This window comes from Acidimicrobiia bacterium, from assembly GCA_016650365.1.
GTDB lineage: Bacteria > Actinomycetota > Acidimicrobiia > Spongiisociales > JAENVV01 > JAENVV01.
Genome location: JAENVV010000313.1, coordinates 32,417 through 51,856 on the forward strand (window position 1 = coordinate 32,417; position 19,440 = coordinate 51,856).

The window sequence follows — 19,440 nt, forward strand, 5'->3', positions numbered from 1 at the left end:
AGGCCGGGGTCTTCTTCATTCGTACATCGCCCGAACGACGACTCTTAGACGAATAGCGACTACTCGCCGCGAACCTTGGCAACGATCTCCTTGGCAATTCCGTCTGGAACATCCTGATAGGAGTGGAACTGCATGGAGTAGTTGGCGCGACCCTGCGTCTTGGAGCGGAGGTCCGATACGTAGCCGAACATCTCGGCGAGCGGGACCATCGCCCGAACCACCCGGGCTGCCCCACGATGGCCCATCTCCTCGATCTTGCCGCGACGTGAGGAAAGGTCACCGATGACATCACCCATGTAATCCTCAGGCGTGGTCACTTCGACTTCCATGATCGGTTCAAGCAGCTTCACGCCGGCCTGGCGGGCGGCTTCCTGGAAACCCATCGAACCGGCCAACCGGAACGCCATCTCGGAAGAGTCAACGTCGTGGTACGAACCGTCGGTAAGGATGGCCCGAATATCAACCATCGGATAACCGGCAAGGACGCCTTGTTCCATGGCGCCACGGATACCGAAGTCGACCGAAGGGATATATTCTTTCGGGACGTTGCCACCCTTGATCGAGTCGACAAATTCGTAGCCACCACCTGGCTCAGCCGGCTCAAGGCTGATGATGATGTCCGCGAACTGGCCTTTTCCACCGGTCTGCTTCTTATGGGTGTAGCGCACCTTCGTGACCGACTTTTTAATCGTTTCGCGGTAGGCGACCTGCGGGCGACCAACATTGGCCTCCACCCGGAACTCGCGAACCAGCCGATCAACCAGAATATCTAGATGCAATTCGCCCATCCCGGCGATGATGGTTTGACCCGTTTCTTCGTCGGTGTTCACCCGGAAGGTTGGATCCTCTTCGGCCAACCGCTGTAAGGCGTCACCGAGCTTGTCCGAATCAACCTTGGTTTTCGGCTCGATGGCCACCGAGATAACCGGTTCGGGGAACGTCATCGATTCGAGCTGGATCGGAGAACTCGGGTCGGCCAGGGTATCGCCGGTCGTGGTCTGCTTCAGGCCGACGGCGGCGACGATGTCACCCGTAAAAATATCGCTGATCTCTTCACGGGCGTTGGCATGCATCCGCAGCAAACGCCCCAGGCGTTCCTTCTTCCCGGTGGAGGTATTCACGATCGAATCGCCCTGGGACATGTGGCCGGAGTAGACCCGGAAGTATGTCAACTTGCCGACGTGCGGATCAGACTGAATTTTGAAAGCGAGAGCCGAGAACGGCTCGTCATCGGTCGCCTTGCGCTCAATGGTCACATCTTCGCTGCCTGGCCGGAAGCCTTCGACGGGCGGCAAGTCAGACGGGGCCGGGAGATATCGAACAATGGCATTGAGCAGAAGCTGGACACCTTTGTTCTTGAACGCCGAACCCGTGAACACGGCCGTGAAGAGCTGCTCGATAACTGCATGGCGAACCGCCGCGTGAATCTCATCGGTCGTCAGTGACTCAGGGTCTTCAAGGTATTTGTCCAAAAGAGTTTCATTGGTCTCGGCGACCGCTTCGAGCAGCAGGTGACGATATTCGGCCGCCTGGGCAGCCATATCATCGGGTATTGGACCGGTCGTATATTCCTTGCCGTCGTCATCAAGCCAAAAATGGGCTTCCATCGTGACCAGGTCGACGATGCCATGGAAGCCAGCTTCCTTTCCGATGGGAAGCTGCATGACGACTGGCTGGGCTCCGAGGCGCTCGCGGATCGAGTCGACGCCGGCGAAGAAGTCGGCACCGGTGCGGTCGAGTTTGTTGATGAAGCACATGCGCGGCACGTTGTATTTGTCGGCCTGGCGCCAGACGGTCTCAGACTGTGGCTCTACACCGGCGACCCCATCAAAAACGGCAACCGCCCCATCGAGCACCCGCAACGAACGCTCCACCTCAACGGTGAAGTCCACGTGACCGGGCGTGTCGATGATGTTGATCGTGTGGCCATCCCACTTGCAGGTCGTGGCCGCCGAAGTGATGGTGATACCGCGTTCTTGCTCCTGCTCCATCCAGTCCATGGTGGCACCGCCATCGTGGACCTCGCCGATCTTGTAGGTACGGCCGGTGTAATAGAGAATACGTTCGGTGAGCGTCGTTTTACCGGCATCGATGTGAGCCATGATGCCGATATTGCGGATCTTGTTCAGTGGTTCGCTGCGCGTTGCCACGATATGTCCTTCGTTGTCAATGACCGCCGACCAGGCCGGAGATCGCGGATTCTTTCTCGTTAGACAACCGGGCCTTGCCGGGGGTCTGGCTACCAGCGGTAGGGGCCCTACCAGCGGTAGCGGCTGCTACCAGCGGTAATGCCCACTACCAGCGGTAGTGGGCAAATGCCTTGTTGGATTCAGCCATCTTGTGGATGTCTTCACGGCGCTTCATCGCAGAACCCGTCCGGTTGCTGGCGTCCATGATTTCGTTTGCAAGGCGCTCAGACATGGTTTTTTCTTTTCGTCGACGGGAATAGTCGACGAGCCAGCGAATGGCCAGCGTGTTGGCGCGACGGGGGGGAACCTCAACCGGCACCTGGTAGGTGGATCCACCGACACGACGTGAGCGAACCTCGAGGTGCGGCTTCAGATTGTCGATGGCTCGTTTGAGCACCACACTGGGGTCTTGCCCCGAGCGTCGCTCAACAGTTTCAAGCGCCGTGTACACGATGGCTCGTGCGGTTTCTTTCTTACCGGCCAGCAAGACCTTGTTCGTAAGCTGACTGACGGCCAACGAGCCGTAGACGGGATCTGGTTCGATATGACGTTTCTGGGCGGGTCCGCGACGTGCCATGGTTAACCCTTCTTCGTTCCATAGCGGGAACGGGCTTGCTTGCGGCCTTGAACCGAACCGGTATCGAGGGCACCACGAATGACTTTGTAGCGAACACCAGGAAGGTCCTTTACACGACCACCACGAACCAGGACGATGCTGTGCTCCTGGAGGTTGTGACCTTCGCCGGGGATATAGGCGGTTACTTCGACGCCCGAGGTGAGGCGCACACGGCAAACCTTACGAATGGCGGAGTTCGGCTTCTTGGGGGTGACGGCGTATACACGCGTGCATACCCCGCGACGCTGCGGTGCCCCTTTGAGGCCCGGCGTCTTTTCCTTCTTCGACTTTGCCTGTCGGCCCTGTCGAACCAACTGGTTAATCGTCGGCATTCTGCTCCCTTATCAAAGGCCCCTGAATCGAGGCTTACGCGTATAGCGGTCCGTTGGAACGGACCTTTTCAAGACCTACCACACCCACCATGTATTCCAAGGAGGGACATACGAGGGCAGGTTTCAAAAACCTGAGTCGCCAGTATATGGCCACCAGGTGCTGGCGCCAAAACGGCAGCACCTGCCAAGTCGAACGAAATCCGACCGACCGTTTGCGAAGTGTACGCCCATCTGACGTTTCCGGTCAACCCGGGACTCCGTCCTCATTGAGAGCTAGGCCATTCGGACCTACCGGATGGCGCCTCCATGAGCGAGAATCTAAGTGAGAAAGGACATAATGCCCGGCACGTTGCAGAGCGTCTGGTCGGTATTCACACACGATGGCCGTTCTCGCCGACGGGTTGACGGTAGTCATGTCGACTGCCCGTACGACGGTCGAGTCTCGGTGGATCGATGCCTGAGTTGTGATCGACTACGTGACATCAAGCTCGATGGCAAGTCAGGTTGGGTGGCATGCGGTGCACCGGATCCAAACGATCCGTTGTTGCTCTATCGGCCGCTGTACTGACATATCGTCCGCCGCCCTGGCAGGCGACTGCCGGGCGACCAGGCACTGCTACCGTCCCGGCCGATGTTCATTTCCCTCGCCCAGCCCAGGATGACGGTTCGGTTGCTCCGCCTGCTGGTCGGTCTGTCGATCTATGGTATCGGGATCGGCCTCATGAACCAGTCGGGTCTGGGAGTGCCTCCCTGGGACGTCCTTCATCAGGGCCTCGCCAAACACCTGGGCGGCACCATCGGTCTCTGGTCAATCCTGGTTGGTCTGGTCGTGATGATCCCGTGGATTCCGCTCCGCCAACCATTTGGAATTGGAACAATTCTCAATGCCCTCATCATCGGCACCATGATCGATCTGACGATTGGCCGGGTTCCCGTCGCTGACACGCTCACTACAGCCTGGGTGTTTCTGTTGGGAGGTGTCCTGGCGATCGGGGTAACCTCCGGCCTGTACATCGGGGCAAATCTCGGACCGGGACCACGCGACGGCTTGATGACCGGCATTGCCAAGCGTGGCCCCTCAATCCGGTTGGTTCGGTCCCTGCTCGAAGTGGCCGTGCTCATAATGGGCATCATCCTCGGGGGCACTTTCGGCGTTGGTACGATCGTGTTCGCGTTCTCGATCGGCCCGTTGATTCACTACTTCCTGCCTCGCCTCACCCTCCGGTAGAGCACCTTCGCCAATATCCACATCCCGCCCTGCCTATCCTGACAAGGGTCACATGCCTCGATCATCATGCAGTTTCTGCGGAAAATCTGAATCCGAAGTCCGCCAGATCGTGGCGGGACCCGATCGGGTAGGCGTGTGCAATGAGTGTGTGGTCTTGTTCGGTGACATCACAAAGGAAGAGTTCGCCGGCGGGGTCCTCGTCTCTGGCATCGGCGAACTCGTAACCAACGACCCGCTCGTGCCCGGATTACTCGGGGTCCTCGAACACGCCGCGCTAGCCGTGGTCCATGGGGTGGTCGCCTGGGCGGGACCGGCAGACTCTGTCCCTGAACGCTGGCGTGACTTGCCGACGCTCGACGTGGAGGGACGGGCGGTCATCCCCGGATTTGTCGACGCCCACACCCACGCCATTTTCGGTGGTGACACAGCCGATGACTACGCCGACCAGTTGGCCATGTTCGCCGACCCCCCCATGACAGATCTCGGCGCCATTGTCAGGGCCACGAGCGCCACCAGTGACGACCACCTTCTTCGTGAGACCAGCGACCGGCTGGAACGGATGTTGCGCATGGGGACCACCACGGTCGAGGTCAAGTCCGGCTTTGGTATGACGACGATCGGCGAACGCAGGCTCTTGGAGGTGCTCAACCGGGTGGCCGATCAGCACCTCATCGACGTTGTGCCCACACTTTTCTTTCGAGGGATCCCGAGCCATGTGGGGCGGTCCGACCATATCCAGACGATCACCGAAGAGACACTTGCCATCTGCGCCCCCCTGGCCACCTACTGTGACGTCTACTGCGACGAGACAGGTTTTTCACCTGAGGAGGCCCAGGTGATTCTCGACGCAGCCGCTTCTCACGGTCTACCCGCCCGGGTTCACGCTCAGCGGTTCGGGGCTGACGAAAGCGTCATGGTTGCCGTATCGGCGCGGGCAGTGAGCGCCGATCATCTTGATCACGTGACCCGCTCCGAGGCCGGCCGGCTCGCTGAGTCAGGCACCGTGGCCGTTCTTTTGCCGGGTTCATCATTTGGTATTCGATCGGGCCATGCCCCGGCCAGGATGTTGTGGGAGTCGGGTGTTACCGTAGCGCTTGGCACCGACTGCGGCCCGGAAAGCGCCGCCGTCGAGTCCATGCAGTTCGTGGTGGCCCTCGCCAGTGTTGAGATGGGCCTTACTCCGGCCCAGGCTGTGTGGTCGGCCACCCGGGGCGGTGCCCTGGCGTTGCAGGAACCGGAAAAGGGCTGGCTCGGTCGGGGGGCGGTTGGCGACTTTGTCGTCCTCGATGCCCCGCGCGCCAACCACCTCGTAGCGAGACCCGGCAACAACCTCGCCTGGCACGTCTTCAAAGACGGCCACACCGTCTCCTGAGATCGAACCCAGGGTTGAACCCTGGGTTCCTACGCCCGAAAACGGGAGCTGGGGCCCCAGGAACGGGTCAACAAATCAGGGCCCCGCCGAAGCGGGGCCCTGATCCACTAAGTTGGCTCGCTTACTCTTCTTCGTCGGCTTTGGTACCGAGGCTGGCAAGCCACTCGGCCGGGTTGGCCGGTAACTGCTCATCATCGCTATCCGGTAATTCTCCGAAGATACCAAGCGCGGCGATCGGATCTGCATCCGGCAACGATGGTCGAATCGACTGGTACTCGGTGGCACCGGTACCGGCCGGGATCAGCTTGCCGATAATGACGTTCTCTTTGAGTCCCCGCATGTAGTCGGATTTGCTCGACAGAGCCGCTTCCGTCAACACCCGGGTGGTCTCCTGGAACGATGCCGCTGACAGCCATGAATCGGTTGCCAGAGACGCCTTGGTGATTCCCATCAACTCGGGACGACCCTCGGCGGGACGCTTGCCCTCGGCCACCAACTCACGGTTGATGTCCCTGAAGACCCGCTCATCGATCAGTCCGGCCGGCAGGAAATCGGAATCGTTCGAAGAAACGATCCTCACCCGACGCAGCATCTGACGAACAATCATCTCGATGTGCTTGTCGTGGATGTCCACGCCCTGGGACCGGTACACCTCTTGCACCTGGTCGACCAGGTACTGCTGGGCAGCCCGGACTCCCTGGATCTCAAGAACCTCTTTCGGGTCCAACGGACCTTCCGTAAGCGGAGTACCTGGCTTGATGACGTCACCGCCGGAAACCCGGAGGCGTGCTCGTCGAGAGATCGGATACTCGAAGTCGCCTTCGGATGCAGAAATCACGATCTTGCGACCGTCATCGCTGTCAACGACGGCAACGGTTCCCCCGACCTCAGCCAGGACCGCTTTACCTTTCGGCGTACGAGCTTCGAAGAGTTCGACGACCCGGGGAAGACCATGGGTAATGTCGTCACCAGCCACACCACCGGTGTGGAAGGTACGCATCGTCAGCTGGGTTCCCGGCTCACCGATGGACTGGGCAGCCATGATGCCGACCGCTTCACCCGACTCGACCTCCAGGCCCGTCGCCAGCGAACGGCCGTAACAAACCTTGCAGACGCCATACTCGGCGTCGCAGGTGAGTACGGAACGAACCCTGATCTCGTGCACGTCGGCTTCATCGGCGAGTGTCAGCAATGCCTTGCGGTCCAGCACGACACCGGCCTTGAGCTTCACGCCCTCACGGGTTTCGACCAGCTTGCGCTCGACCTTGACATCGTCGGCCAATACCCGGCCGTAGGCCCGGCTCCGCAGGTTACGGATGGACTCGCCATTCGCATCACGGATGATGAACTTGATACCACGATCGGTCTCACAGTCGTCCATGCGCACGATCTGCTCCTGCGACACGTCGACCAAACGACGGGTCAAGTAACCCGAGTCGGCGGTTCGTAGAGCGGTATCGGCTAGTCCCTTGCGGGCGCCATGCGTCGAGATGAAGTACTCGAGAACGGACAAACCCTCACGGAAGTTGGAGATAATCGGCCGCGGGATAATGTCACCCTTGGGGTTGGCCACCAGGCCACGCATACCGGCGATCTGACGTACCTGCATGATGTTGCCTCGGGCACCCGAGCGAACCATCATCTCGATGGGGTTGAACGGGTCGGCCTTCATGGTGATTTCCATGGAGTCCTTGACCCGGTCGGTGGCTTCGGTCCAGATGTCGATCAGTTCCTGGCGGCGCTCGTCATCGGTAATGACGCCCTTCTGGAAGAGACCTTCAACCTTCTCTGCACTGGCTTCGAACGACTCAAGAATCTCCGCCTTGTTGGACGGCGTCTTGACGTCTTCGAGTCCGATGGTCAGACCGGAACGAGTGGCGTATTCAAACCCGATCTCCTTGATACCGTCAAGGGTCACCTGAACCACCGAACGCGGGTAGACGTCGATGATCTCTTCGATGATCTTGCGGATATCGGCCTTGTAGACGGTCGAGTCGATGAACGGGAAGTCCTCAGGGAAAACCCGGTTCAGGATCGCCCGTCCGACGGTGGTCTCATACGCCTTGGTCCCATCGATCGGGGCTTCTGTCACCAGGCCACTCAAGACATCCTTGAATGACGCATGACGTTCTGGCGAACCGACCAAGTTGACACCGAGCCGGATATTGACCGGAACATGCAGACCGATGGCCCCCATCTCATAGGCCATTACCGCTTCATCGACCGAGGAAAAGCTCAGGCCCTTACCGAGTCCATCTTCCACTTTCTCAGCCAGATAGAACACTCCGATGACCATGTCCTGTGACGGGGTCACGATCGGCATACCCGAGGCTGGTGAGAGGACATTCTGAGTCGACATCATGAGCACACGCGCTTCGGCCTGAGCCTCGGCAGACAGTGGCAAATGAACAGCCATCTGGTCGCCGTCGAAGTCGGCGTTGAACGCTTCACAAACCAGCGGGTGAATCTGGATCGCCTTGCCCTCGACCAGGATCGGTTCGAACGCTTGGATACCAAGCCTGTGCAACGTCGGGGCACGGTTCAGAAGCACTGGATGCTCCTGGATGACCTCGGCGAGCACATCCCACACCTGCGAACGCCGGCGCTCGACCATGCGCTTGGCCGACTTGATGTTCTGCGCCAGGTCGAGTTCGACCAGACGCTTCATCACGAACGGCTTGAAAAGCTCAAGCGCCATAATCTTGGGAAGACCACACTGATTGAGCTTCAGATAGGGACCGACCACGATGACCGAACGGCCCGAATAGTCGACGCGCTTTCCGAGCAAGTTCTGACGGAAACGACCCTGCTTGCCTTTGAGCATGTCGGACAGCGACTTGAGGGGCCGGTTACCCGGACCCGTAACGGCGCGGCCACGACGGCCATTGTCAAACAGTGCGTCAACCGCTTCTTGAAGCATTCGTTTTTCGTTGTTGACGATGATCTCCGGAGCGCCGAGATCAAGCAATCGCTTGAGTCGGTTGTTCCGGTTGATCACGCGTCGATAGAGGTCATTGAGGTCGGAGGTGGCAAACCGGCCACCGTCGAGCTGGACCATCGGACGCAGGTCCGGCGGAATGACCGGGACGGTTTCGAGAACCAGCGACTGTGGGTGGTTCTTTCCTTCCCAGAATGGCTTGACGACCTTCATCCGCTGGGTGGCCCGCTGACGCTTCTGCGCCGAGTTGGCTGTCAGGTTCTCCTCGAGCATTTCCATCTCGGCATCGAGATCGATCCGGCCCAGGAGGTCCTTGACGGCTTCTGCGCCCATTCCACCGGTGAAGTAGTCGGAGTAACGGTCGATGATCTCACGCCACAGCTGTTCGGACTCGATGAGCGTCTTGCGCTTCATGCCGGAGAACCGATCGAAAGCCTCTTTCACGAGGTCGACTTCCATCTCGGAGCGTTCGTGACGTTCCTTGATTTCCTTCTCCACCTCGCGGCGACGAGCTGAGATTTCCTGTGGCTTGGCGCCACCCTCTTCCATTTGAGAGAGTTCGGCCTCAAGGCGCTCAAGACGATCAGCTTGCCAATCCTCGAATTCTTCGCGCACCACCTGAAGCTCGGCGGTCATCGTCTCTTCCAACTCTGGAAGGTCAGTGTGACGACGGTCGTCGTCGACGTCTGTCACCAGGTAGGCGGCGAAGTAAATAACCTTCTCCAACTCTTTCGGAGACATATCGAGGAGGTAGCCGAGTCGACTCGGGACACCCTTGAAGAACCAGATGTGGGTGACCGGGGCGGCAAGTTCGATGTGACCCATCCGCTCACGACGCACCTTGGCGCGCGTGACTTCAACGCCACAACGCTCACAGATGATGCCCTTGTAACGGATTCGCTTGTACTTACCGCAGTAGCACTCCCAGTCCTTTTGGGGACCGAAAATACGCTCGTCGAAGAGACCATCCTTCTCGGGCTTCAGTGTCCGATAGTTGATGGTTTCCGGCTTCTTCACTTCACCGTAGGACCACGAACGAATCTGTTCGCTGGTGGCGAGGCTGATCTTTAGCTCATCAAAAAACTGTCGCATGTTTCCTCCAGCGCTCGCTATGACTCGCGTCGTTCGGGACGGGACAGATCAATGCCGAGTGACTCGGCGGTGCGGAACGCGTCTTCATCGAGTTCACGAAGCTGCACTTCCTCACCGGCCGAGAGCATCTCCACGTTCAAGCAGAGACTCTGCATTTCTTTGATCAGCACCTTGAATGACTCCGGTATACCGGGTTCGGGGATGTTCTCCCCTTTGACGATGGCCTCGTAGACCTTGACACGGCCCTGCACATCATCGGATTTGATGGTGAGTACTTCCTGCAACGCATAGGCAGCGCCATATGCTTCGAGGGCCCACACTTCCATCTCACCGAATCTCTGGCCACCGAACTGTGCTTTACCACCGAGCGGCTGCTGGGTGATCATCGAGTACGGGCCAGTTGAACGAGCGTGAATCTTCTCATCAACCAGATGGACCAGCTTGAGGATATAGATGTATCCAACGGTGATCGGCGTGTCGAATTGCTCGCCGGTCCGACCGTCGAACAACATCGCCTTGCCGGACTCACCGATGAGCTGGGTACCGTCACGATTGACCTTCGAATGGCTCAGGACCTCGGCAATTTCACCTTCGCGGGCCCCGTCGAAGACGGGAGTCGCAATCTTGGTCCACGGCCCGGCGCCATCCTTGGCAGGACTGAAGTCCATGTACTTTTCGAGTGGTTCCCAACCGACGGCAGCCGCCCAACCAAGGTGCGTCTCAAGGACCTGACCCAGGTTCATTCGGGACGGCACACCGAGCGGCGACAAAATGATGTCGACCGGTGTCCCGTCTTCCATGAACGGCATGTCTTCTTCAGGCAAGATCTTGGAGATAACGCCCTTGTTGCCGTGGCGACCGGCCAGCTTGTCTCCTTCGGAGATCTTGCGCTGGCTGGCGACGTACACCCGGACCAGTTCGTTGACCCCGGGAGGCAAGTCGTAACCCTCGTCGCGTTTGAAGACCTTCACGTCGATGACCTTGCCGGCTTCACCGTGAGGCACCTTCAGTGATGTGTCACGAACTTCCCGAGCCTTCTCACCGAAAATAGCTCGCAGGAGACGCTCTTCAGGCGTGAGCTCGGTCTCGCCTTTGGGAGTGACCTTGCCGACCAGATAGTCGCCAGGACCGACTTCGGCCCCGACCCGGATGATCCCGTTTTCGTCAAGGTCCATGAGGGCCTCTTCGGCAACGTTCGGAATGTCACGGGTGATTTCCTCGGCGCCCAGTTTCGTGTCCCTGGCGTCGACCTCATGCTCCTCGATGTGAATCGAGGTGAGGACATCGTCTTTGACCAGACGTTCGCTCAAGATGATGGCGTCTTCGTAGTTGTAGCCCTTCCATGGCATGAACGCTACAAGCAGGTTACGTCCCAGCGCGAGTTCGCCCTGATCGGTCGAAGGGCCATCGGCCAGAACGGTGCCGACCGTGATCTTGTCGCCTTCTTTGGCGAGAGGCTTCTGGTTGACGCAGGTGCCCTGGTTGGAGCGCTCGAACTTCTTCAGAGGGAAGGTGTGCTTTTTGTTGGTCCCTGTTTCCTTGACGACGATTTCGTCACCGGTGATCTCAACGACTTCTCCATCAACCGGCGAAACGATCATGTCGCCCGAATCCTGGGCAGCCCGCTGTTCAACGCCGGTGCCGATCAATGGGGCATCGGCCCGAAGGAGTGGAACCGCCTGACGCTGCATGTTCGAACCCATCAAGGCCCGGTTGGCATCGTCGTGCTCAAGGAACGGAATGAGAGCCGTGGAAACCGAAACCATCTGCTTCGGAGATACGTCCATGTAATCGACGTTCTCGGCCAAGACGTAGTCGACCTCGCCGCCAGCACGACGGACCAGAACACGCTCATTCGCAAAGGCGAACTTGTCGGTCAGTGGTGCGTTGGCCTGAGCGATGACGTATCGCTCTTCCTCGGTGGCCGTGAGGTAATCGACCTTCGTGGTCACCGTTCCCATTTCGACCTTACGGTAAGGCGTTTCAATGAATCCAAACCGGTTCACTCTGGCGTAGGACGATAGAGAACCGATCAGGCCAATGTTGGGTCCTTCCGGCGTTTCAATCGGGCACATACGACCGTAATGAGACGGATGGACGTCACGGACCTCAAACCCGGCCCGCTCACGTGACAGACCGCCAGGGCCGAGCGCCGAAAGACGACGACGATGGGTGAGACCGGCGAGGGGGTTCGGTTGGTCCATGAACTGGCTCAACTGGCTGGTTCCGAAGAACTCCTTGATGGCCGCCGTGACCGGCCGGATGTTGATGAGGGACTGCGGCGTGATCGCCTCAGGATCCTGCGTCGTCATCCGCTCCCGAACCACCCGCTCCAATCGAGTCAAGCCGACCCGAATCTGGTTCTGGATGAGTTCGCCGACCGTACGAATACGGCGGTTACCGAAGTGGTCGATGTCATCGGTCTGGACCGGGACTTCCACCCCGGCACTTGTCATATACATGGCGTCGCCGGCGTGAAGGGCAACGAGATATCGAATGGTGTCAAGGATGTCATCGTCGGAGAGCAGTTGCTGGCCCTCCAGGCGATAGTTCTCCGGGACCTCGTGGCCAAACCGGGTGTTCACCTTGTAGCGACCGACCCTGGTGAGGTCGTAGCGCTTCGTGTTGCGGAACAACGTCTGGATCAACCCGCGGGCCGAGTCGACCGTGGTTGGCTCACCAGGACGCAGCTTTCGGTACAGATCGAGGAGAGCTTCCTCTTTGGACTGGGCTGGGTCCTTGTCAATGGTGGCCTGAATCGCCGGGGCACCCCTGAACAATCCGAGGATCTCTTCGTCGGTCTCGGCGATACCAAGAGCCTTGAGGAAGCCGGTGATGTACTGGCGGCGTTTGCGGTCAACCCGGACGCCGATCGTTCCACGCTTGTCGGTGTCGAACTCCAACCAGGCTCCCCGGCCGGGGATGACCTTGGATGCGTAGATCAGTGCGTCAGAGGTTTTGTCGCGAGTGACATCGAAGTAGACGCCAGGCGAACGCACCAACTGGGACACAACGACTCGTTCGGTGCCGTTGATGATGAAGACACCGTTGTCGGTCATCATCGGGAAATCGCCAAGGAAGACTTGCTGTTCCTTGATCTCGCCGGTTTCCTTGTTGACAAAGCGGGCCGTCACATGAAGCGGGCGCGAATAGTTCTCGTCGCGTTCCTTGGCCTCTTCAATGGTGCGAGATGGATCGCCGAAACGATGGTCTACGAGTTCGAGGGCGAGGCTGCCGGTGAAATCTTCAATCGGCGAAATTTCGTCGAAGATCTCCTGAAGACCTTCCTCAAGAAACCATCGGAATGATTCGTGCTGAACGGCTAATAGATCAGGCAGGGGTAGTACTTCAGGGATCTTTGCGAACGATAAACGTTCAGCGACGCGCGAGACCAACGGCGTTCCTCCTCGAAAAGGGGTTGTGAGACGACAAGCGAATAGGCAGCTTAGCAAAAGCCAGCGCACCTAGCAAAAGATGAACATGCGCCAATGTCCCGGGGGGACGGCTCGACGATTTTGTGGCCGAGTTGTCCTGGAGACCGCTCGAACCGACTTCGTTGTCAGTGGGGGGAATATACCTGTGAATCGATACGAACGTCAAGCACCTACGCCCCGACAAGCTGCCGGTGTCGACCCGGCCGTTTTCGGCCGGGTAACGTGAATGACGCCTACCCGGTCCAATGTTGCACATCACAGGAGGAAAACCGCATGCTCGCTCATCCCGCCGTTCTCGGAACCCGGGTTCTACCCCGCTCGAAGATTGTCGCGGTGGCGTCCATAATCGGGTTCGCATTCGCCACTGCCTTCCTGGCGCAGTGGGAGATCCCGCTGGGATTCACACCCGTTCCCATCACCGGCCAGACGCTGGGAGTGGTGCTGGCGGGAGCCGCACTGGGAAGCCGAAACGGGGCGGCCAGCATGCTCTTGTACTGGATCCTTGGAGCGGTAGGCCTTCCGTTTTATGCCGGCGGCGGCTCCGGTTGGGAAACTGCCACGGGCTCAACTGCCGGCTACCTGGTTGGATTCGTGGTGGCCGCCTGGCTGATCGGCAAGTTGGCCGAGACCCGTCAGGATCGTCATGTCCTCACGGCGATCCCTGCCATCCTGGCCGGGTCGGTCGTCATCTACCTCTTCGGAGTCAGCTGGCTCATGTTCTCGCTCGACGTCGATCTCGCCCAGGGTCTTGAGTGGGGATTCACACCGTTTGTGGTCGGCGACCTCATCAAGGTCGCCGCCGGCGGCACGATGCTACCAGGCATATGGAAGCTGGTCGGAGAAAAGAACTAGCCCGCTTCGGTTGGCATCGGAGACAAAGAGAGGGGCTGCCGTGCGCCAGCCCCTCTCTCTATTTACCTATTGATGTTCGTCTGTCCGTTTGACTAACCGCCGCAAGCCGCCGTGAACTCGTAGGCGGAAGCCGTCGGGCCCACGAAGAATTCCTGAATCGTGGCGATGCCCGTCGAAGCATCGGCCGAGTAAGCACCGATCACCGCTTCGCGCGGGGTGATGTCGTTGGCGTCACCAGCGAACGAGCGTTCCGGCATCATGCCCTCGTAGTCAACCGTTTCGAGCGACCAGGCGGCTGCTTCGATACCGGCTTTGGTCAAGTCACCAGCCGCGTACGCACCCTCAAGGGCAGCCTTGAGTCCGTACTGCGAGACCCAACCTGAGATCCAGAAGTCGTTGGGTGGCTGGCCGATGGAATCAACGGCCGCACGCATCTTGCCATGACCGACCGAATCCGTGTCCCAACCAGGAACAAACGAGGACTGGAAGAAGATGCCCGCCTGGAAAGCCGGGGCGGCTGGCGAAGCCAGCAACGCCGAGTTCCAGGATGGAGCAGCCCCGATGAACAGCGGAACCGTTGCACCCATCTGGGCGGCAGCCCCACCAACGATGGCTGCGGTCTCACTTGGACCAACCACGAGAATGACCAGGTCTGTTGGGTCACCAACAATCTTGGCTACGGCTTCGGTTTGGGTGGCATCGCCACCGGCCGACGCCGGGATCACGGCCTGCTCCCAGGCGATCTCGATGCCATTCGCCTCGGCAGCGAGCTTGACCCCGGCCGAATAGTCGGCACCGTAGTCATTGGGAATAGCCAGGATTCCGATCGTCGTCAGCTCACGACTTTGCGCAGGGAAGGCTCCAGCTGCCCAGTCGATGGCGTTCATCGCCTCGAAGCAGTAGTTGGTTCCGAACTCAATGATGTTGTCTTCGAACGACCAGCCTGACCACCACGACATCGGAGCGGCGACCGTATGGTCGCGCTCATAATCGGCCATCGCCGCAATGGACTGCGACGTCCCGAGCGACTGGGCAACGGCGGCTACCTCTCCAGCGATCTGGTTGTAGTCGGCCACGAACTTGTCCGGCTGATAGGCCGTGTCCTTCTTCAGTTCTTCCGGAAGCGCAACGTCGTAAGCCCCACCAATACCGTCACCGGCATTCACCGTTGCCCAGAACAGCTGCTGACCCCCGTAAAGGGCCGGAGCCGCCGCCTGGAATGGTCCGGACTCGTCCGTCAAGACACCGAGATAGATGCACCCGCGATCCGGATTACCGCCCGGACATGGCTCTTCGGTCACCCCGATGTCGGTGGCGATCGTCATGTCTGGCATCGTTGTGTCGGGCGTTGCCTCGGTGGTATCCGGGGTTGGCGCTGCCGTCGTTACTGTGGTAGCAGGAGCGGCGGTAGTCGTTGTCTCCGCCTCCTGCGCGCACGCAGCCATGACGAGCGACAGTACCGCCACCCATGCCAGGGCCTTTCGATTGCTGGATCTCATATGTCTCCTCCATTGGGTTCTGCCGACCGGGGGTCGGAAGCATTCTGATGAGCTAGTAGCTGAATGGCCAGGCCTTCCAGTAATTCCGTATCCGCATCCATATCCCGTTGAGCCCACGCGGCTCAAAGATAAGAAAACCAATGATAAGCGCCCCGAACACGATCCGTTCGAGTTGGGACGTGCTGAGTAACCCCTGCGAGCTCACCTTGAGAAAGGGTAAAACGCCCCCCGCTCCATCGATCAACCTCGGGAGCAACGTCAAGAAGGTGGCGCCCATGATCGAGCCAGTGATGCTGGCCGCCCCACCAATGACCACCATGGCGATGTAGGCGAACGACAACAGAAGATTGAACGAGTTCGTATTCACGAAACCCGTCACCGTAAAGAGCATCGATCCCGCCACCCCCGCATAAAACGACGAGACCGCAAAGGCGAGCACTTTGTAGCGGGTGAGGTCGATGCCCATTACTTCGGCAGCGATATCACGATCGCGAATGGCGGCGAATGCCCGCCCAATCCGCGACCGAACAATGTTCTTGGCTGCGAACGCCATGATGATCAAGACGATCAATGCCAACCAGTAGATCTGTTGTTCGCGAGTAACCGCGTACCCGGCAATCTCACCATCGAGATCGAACCGCCATCCCGCCAACCTGAGAACTCCTGGCTTTCGGCCGATGCCGGGTCCGCCGGTCACGGACTCCCACTCACGGAAAACATGTTCCCCGAGGAACACGAGGCCGAGCGTCAAGAAGGCGAGATACAGTCCCCGCAGCCGAACCGCAATCGGGGCGATGGCGGCCCCGATGACCGCCGCGACCAGACCGGCGAGTGGGATCCACAGGACAACGTCGAGTCCGAACCCGACCAGCTTGTCGGTCGCTTCACCACCAAACGCTGCCCCGGCATATGCCCCGACACCAAGGAAGAAGGCATGGCCGAGCGAGACCTGACCTGCATAGCCGGTCACCAGGTTGAGTCCGATCACCCCGACCGAAGCAATAAACGCGGTAGCGATGAGGATCAACCAATCCCGGGGCAGCCACACTGCGGCTCCGGCGACGACCAGGAGACCGACGAGCAGCCAGACCCGCTGTGTCGTGGTTGGGAGCATGGCCGAGTCTGACTCGTACCGGGTGAACAGCGCCGGTCGCCCTCTCATACGCGTTCGACCTCTGCCGACCCGAACAGACCGTATGGTCGGATAAGGAGCACCGCCAACAGCACCACGTACGGGACCACCTGGCTGAAATTGCTGCCCAGCCAGGGCGCCGCGCTGCTCTGGTAGGTGGCGGTGTATGCCTCGGCCAGGCCAACCACCAGGGCACCAACGACCGCCCCGTTGATGGAGTCGAGCCCACCCACGACAATGGCTGGCAACGCCTTGATGCCAACGATATAGGTGGACGCCGATAAACCGGCCAGGTCGGACGCTGCGAACATGCCAGCCACGGCGGCCATGGCGCCGGCCATCATCCAGGCAAGCGCAAAGATCCGACCGACGTTGATCCCTTGGGCCAGGGCAACTTCCTGGTCCATCGCCGTCGCCCTCATGGCCAGTCCAACCCGGGTGTACCTGAAGAAGAGAAAGAGAAGCAAGGTAATGACGAGAGCCGTGACGATCATCGCGACACTCCGGTGCGGCAAGTTGGCACCACCCACAGTCCACGAGTTGAAACCCCAGGGAGAACCTACGCCCCTGATATCAAGGCCAATGAGGTTGTTGATCGGGGTTCGGATGACAACATCCAATCCGATGGTCACGATGGCGATCGAGAAGAGCGGTTTCCCGATCATGGGTCGGATGGCGATTCGTTCTGAGAGATAGCCGAGCAGAGCTGTGGCCAGAGCGCCGAGTACCACCGCCAGGACGAACGGCACCCCCAAGTCGACTGCAAACCATGAAACCATGTAGGCGCCGAAGAGCATCACGGCGGGGTGGGCAAAACTCACCACTTGCATCGCCTTGTAGATGATCACAAACCCGAGAGCCAACAGCGCATAGATCGACGCCAACGACAGTCCGGCAATGGTCGCCTGGAGAAAGGTCGTCATCAGTACATCTGCTCAATCAGGTCTGAGAATCGATCCTCGAGTACTTTCCGCTTCAGCTTTTGAGTGGCGGTCAGTTCTCCCTCTTCGTGATCGAGTTCCTTGGGAATGAGCACGAACCGCTTGACGGTCTCCACCCTGGCGAAATGCTCGTTGGCGGCATCGACCTGTTTCTGGATGAGCGCGATCACCTCCGACTTTTCGGAAAGGTCCCGATAGGTGGTGAACGTGATGCCTTTACGTTGGGCCCAGTTCGAGGTCGTGTCGAGTTCGATACCGATGAGGGCGGTGAGATACTTCCTTCGATCACCAATCACCATGGCTTCTTTGATGAATGGTGACACCTTGAGCTGGTTTTCGATCTCGGACGGGGACACGTTCTTGCCTCCGGCAGTAATAATGATGTCCTTCTTGCGATCGATGATCCGGAGAAAGTCGCCGTCCCATTCTCCGACATCACCGGTGTGCATCCACCCGTCCGCGTCGATCGTCTCTGCGGTAGCCCCGGGATTCTTGAAATAGCCCTGAAAGATGCCCGGTGATTTGATAAGAATCTCACCGTCATCTTCCAATCGGATTAGGACGTCCTCATTGACAGCTTTGCCGATCGTCCCCAGTCGGGCGCTGCCCGGGAGGTTTCCCGTACCCAGGGCAGTCGTCTCGGTCATGCCCCATCCTTCGTAGAGCGGGATGCCGATGGCGAGGAAGAACTTGATCACCTCTGGAGCGATCGGGGCAGCCCCGCTGGTGGCCTGGCGGCACCGCTGCATGCCAAGCTTGCGCTGCAACGACCGGTATACGAGTACGTAACCAGTCTTGTGCAGAATCTCCCCAACAAACCCCCGTGAGCCGGTGGCGAGGAGACGCTCGGCGTTCCTCATGCCAACTTTCAAAAACACCGCGTAAAGGGTCCTCTTGATGAACGACGCGTCCGACATCCGGATATTCACCAACGCATGCATCTTCTCCCAGATGCGCGGCGGCGCCGGGAAATAGGTGGGTTGGATCTCGGCGAGATCAGCGACCACGGTCTCGATCGACTCGGCGAAATTGACGCACGAACCCATCGCCAGGGCCCCACACACGTCATAGAGACGGCCGAACACATGGCAGAGCGGAAGGTAGCTAAGCAGCTGCGGCTGACCTTTGGGAAGCCCACCTGCGGCGATCAGGTCCTCCGCCGATTCCGAGGCCCACGTCAGGTTGCGATGCGACAACATCGCACCTTTGGGCGGGCCGGTGGTTCCCGATGTGTAGACGAGGGTTGCGGTGGATTCTGGGTCGATCGTGTCGACCAGGCCGTTGACCCGATGCGGGTCTTCTCCCAGGGCGGCACGTCCTGCAGCCATAAACGCGGTCCACGACATGAGTCGCGGATCGGTGTAGTCCCGGACACCTCGCGGCTCGACATACACGATCTTCTCGAGGTCTGGAAGATCCTGCACGGCGAGCGCCTTATCGACCTGCTCCTGATCTTCGGCGATGAGAACCTTCGACTCAGAGTGGCGGAGCAGATACGCGACCTCGGCGGTGGGGTTCGTCGCATACAGACCGACCGAGACCGCCTGGATCGCCTGGGCGGCGAGGTCGGTGATCACCCAGGCTTCCCGATTCTCGGATTGAACGGCCACTTTGTCTCCTGGACGTACTCCGAGCTGCCACAGGGCCATGGCGGCTGCCTGGACATCGTGCCAGTACTCGCCATAGGTCGTTTCGTGCCAGATCCCGAACTCCTTTTCGCGAAGGGCGATGCTCTCCGGCTGGCGGCTCGCCAATTCACGAAGTCGCCCGGGCAGCGACGAGACCCTGATCGACCCATCCGGTCGGCTCGGTCGA

Annotated in this window: 12 protein-coding genes; 3 read left to right on the forward strand and 9 right to left on the reverse strand. The window is 59.5% G+C overall.

Going from position 1 to position 19,440, the window contains the following annotated elements; genetic code table 11:
* Nucleotides 1-59: 59 nt before the first annotated feature.
* The 3 genes from fusA to JJE47_17260 all read right to left on the reverse strand — a co-directional run bounded on the left by fusA (nt 60) and on the right by JJE47_17260 (nt 3,137).
* Nucleotides 60-2,150: an elongation factor G gene (fusA, locus tag JJE47_17250; protein MBK5269172.1), complete on the reverse strand. Its 2,091-nt coding sequence runs from the start codon at nt 2,148-2,150 to the stop codon at nt 60-62.
* Nucleotides 2,151-2,295: 145 nt separating this feature from the next.
* On the reverse strand, nt 2,296-2,766 hold the full coding sequence (gene rpsG / locus JJE47_17255) for a 30S ribosomal protein S7 (protein ID MBK5269173.1): 471 nt from the start codon (nt 2,764-2,766) through the stop codon (nt 2,296-2,298).
* Between the two features lie 2 nt (nt 2,767-2,768).
* Entirely contained in the window at nt 2,769-3,137 is a 369-nt protein-coding gene (locus JJE47_17260) for a 30S ribosomal protein S12 (protein ID MBK5269174.1), read from the reverse strand.
* Between the two features lie 631 nt (nt 3,138-3,768).
* Here JJE47_17260 and JJE47_17265 point away from each other — a divergent pair.
* On the forward strand, nt 3,769-4,365 hold the full coding sequence (locus JJE47_17265) for a hypothetical protein (GenBank protein MBK5269175.1): 597 nt from the start codon (nt 3,769-3,771) through the stop codon (nt 4,363-4,365).
* 52 nt (nt 4,366-4,417) lie between these two features.
* Nucleotides 4,418-5,737, forward strand: a complete 1,320-nt coding sequence (locus tag JJE47_17270) for an amidohydrolase family protein (GenBank protein ID MBK5269176.1) — start codon at nt 4,418-4,420, stop codon at nt 5,735-5,737.
* A 121-nt stretch (nt 5,738-5,858) separates the two neighbouring features.
* Here JJE47_17270 and JJE47_17275 read toward each other — a convergent pair whose 3' ends face one another.
* Together JJE47_17275 and rpoB are read right to left on the reverse strand one after the other, a co-directional pair.
* Nucleotides 5,859-9,767: a DNA-directed RNA polymerase subunit beta' gene (locus tag JJE47_17275; protein ID MBK5269177.1), complete on the reverse strand. Its 3,909-nt coding sequence runs from the start codon at nt 9,765-9,767 to the stop codon at nt 5,859-5,861.
* A gap of 17 nt (nt 9,768-9,784) precedes the next feature.
* Nucleotides 9,785-13,162 carry a DNA-directed RNA polymerase subunit beta gene (rpoB, locus tag JJE47_17280; GenBank protein ID MBK5269178.1) on the reverse strand — a complete coding sequence of 1,126 codons (3,378 nt, stop codon included), beginning with the start codon at nt 13,160-13,162 and terminating at the stop codon, nt 9,785-9,787.
* Nucleotides 13,163-13,474: 312 nt separating this feature from the next.
* Between rpoB and JJE47_17285 the strand changes: the two genes are divergently transcribed.
* Nucleotides 13,475-14,053, forward strand: a complete 579-nt coding sequence (locus JJE47_17285; protein ID MBK5269179.1) for a biotin transporter BioY — start codon at nt 13,475-13,477, stop codon at nt 14,051-14,053.
* 92 nt (nt 14,054-14,145) lie between these two features.
* On the opposite strand, the gene JJE47_17290 is transcribed toward JJE47_17285, so the two are convergent.
* From JJE47_17290 to JJE47_17305, 4 genes are read right to left on the reverse strand one after another with little or no spacing between them, the layout of a single operon-like run.
* Complete coding sequence (locus JJE47_17290) at nt 14,146-15,552, reverse strand: ABC transporter substrate-binding protein (protein ID MBK5269180.1); 1,407 nt, start codon at nt 15,550-15,552, stop codon at nt 14,146-14,148.
* A 52-nt stretch (nt 15,553-15,604) separates the two neighbouring features.
* Nucleotides 15,605-16,714 carry a branched-chain amino acid ABC transporter permease gene (locus JJE47_17295; protein ID MBK5269181.1) on the reverse strand — a complete coding sequence of 370 codons (1,110 nt, stop codon included), beginning with the start codon at nt 16,712-16,714 and terminating at the stop codon, nt 15,605-15,607.
* Nucleotides 16,711-17,607, reverse strand: a complete 897-nt coding sequence (locus JJE47_17300) for a branched-chain amino acid ABC transporter permease (GenBank protein MBK5269182.1) — start codon at nt 17,605-17,607, stop codon at nt 16,711-16,713. The genes JJE47_17295 and JJE47_17300 overlap by 4 nt, the downstream gene beginning before the upstream one ends.
* Entirely contained in the window at nt 17,607-19,415 is a 1,809-nt protein-coding gene (locus JJE47_17305; protein MBK5269183.1) for an AMP-binding protein, read from the reverse strand. Before JJE47_17305 ends, JJE47_17300 begins: the two co-directional genes overlap by 1 nt.
* Nucleotides 19,416-19,440: the final 25 nt, after the last annotated feature.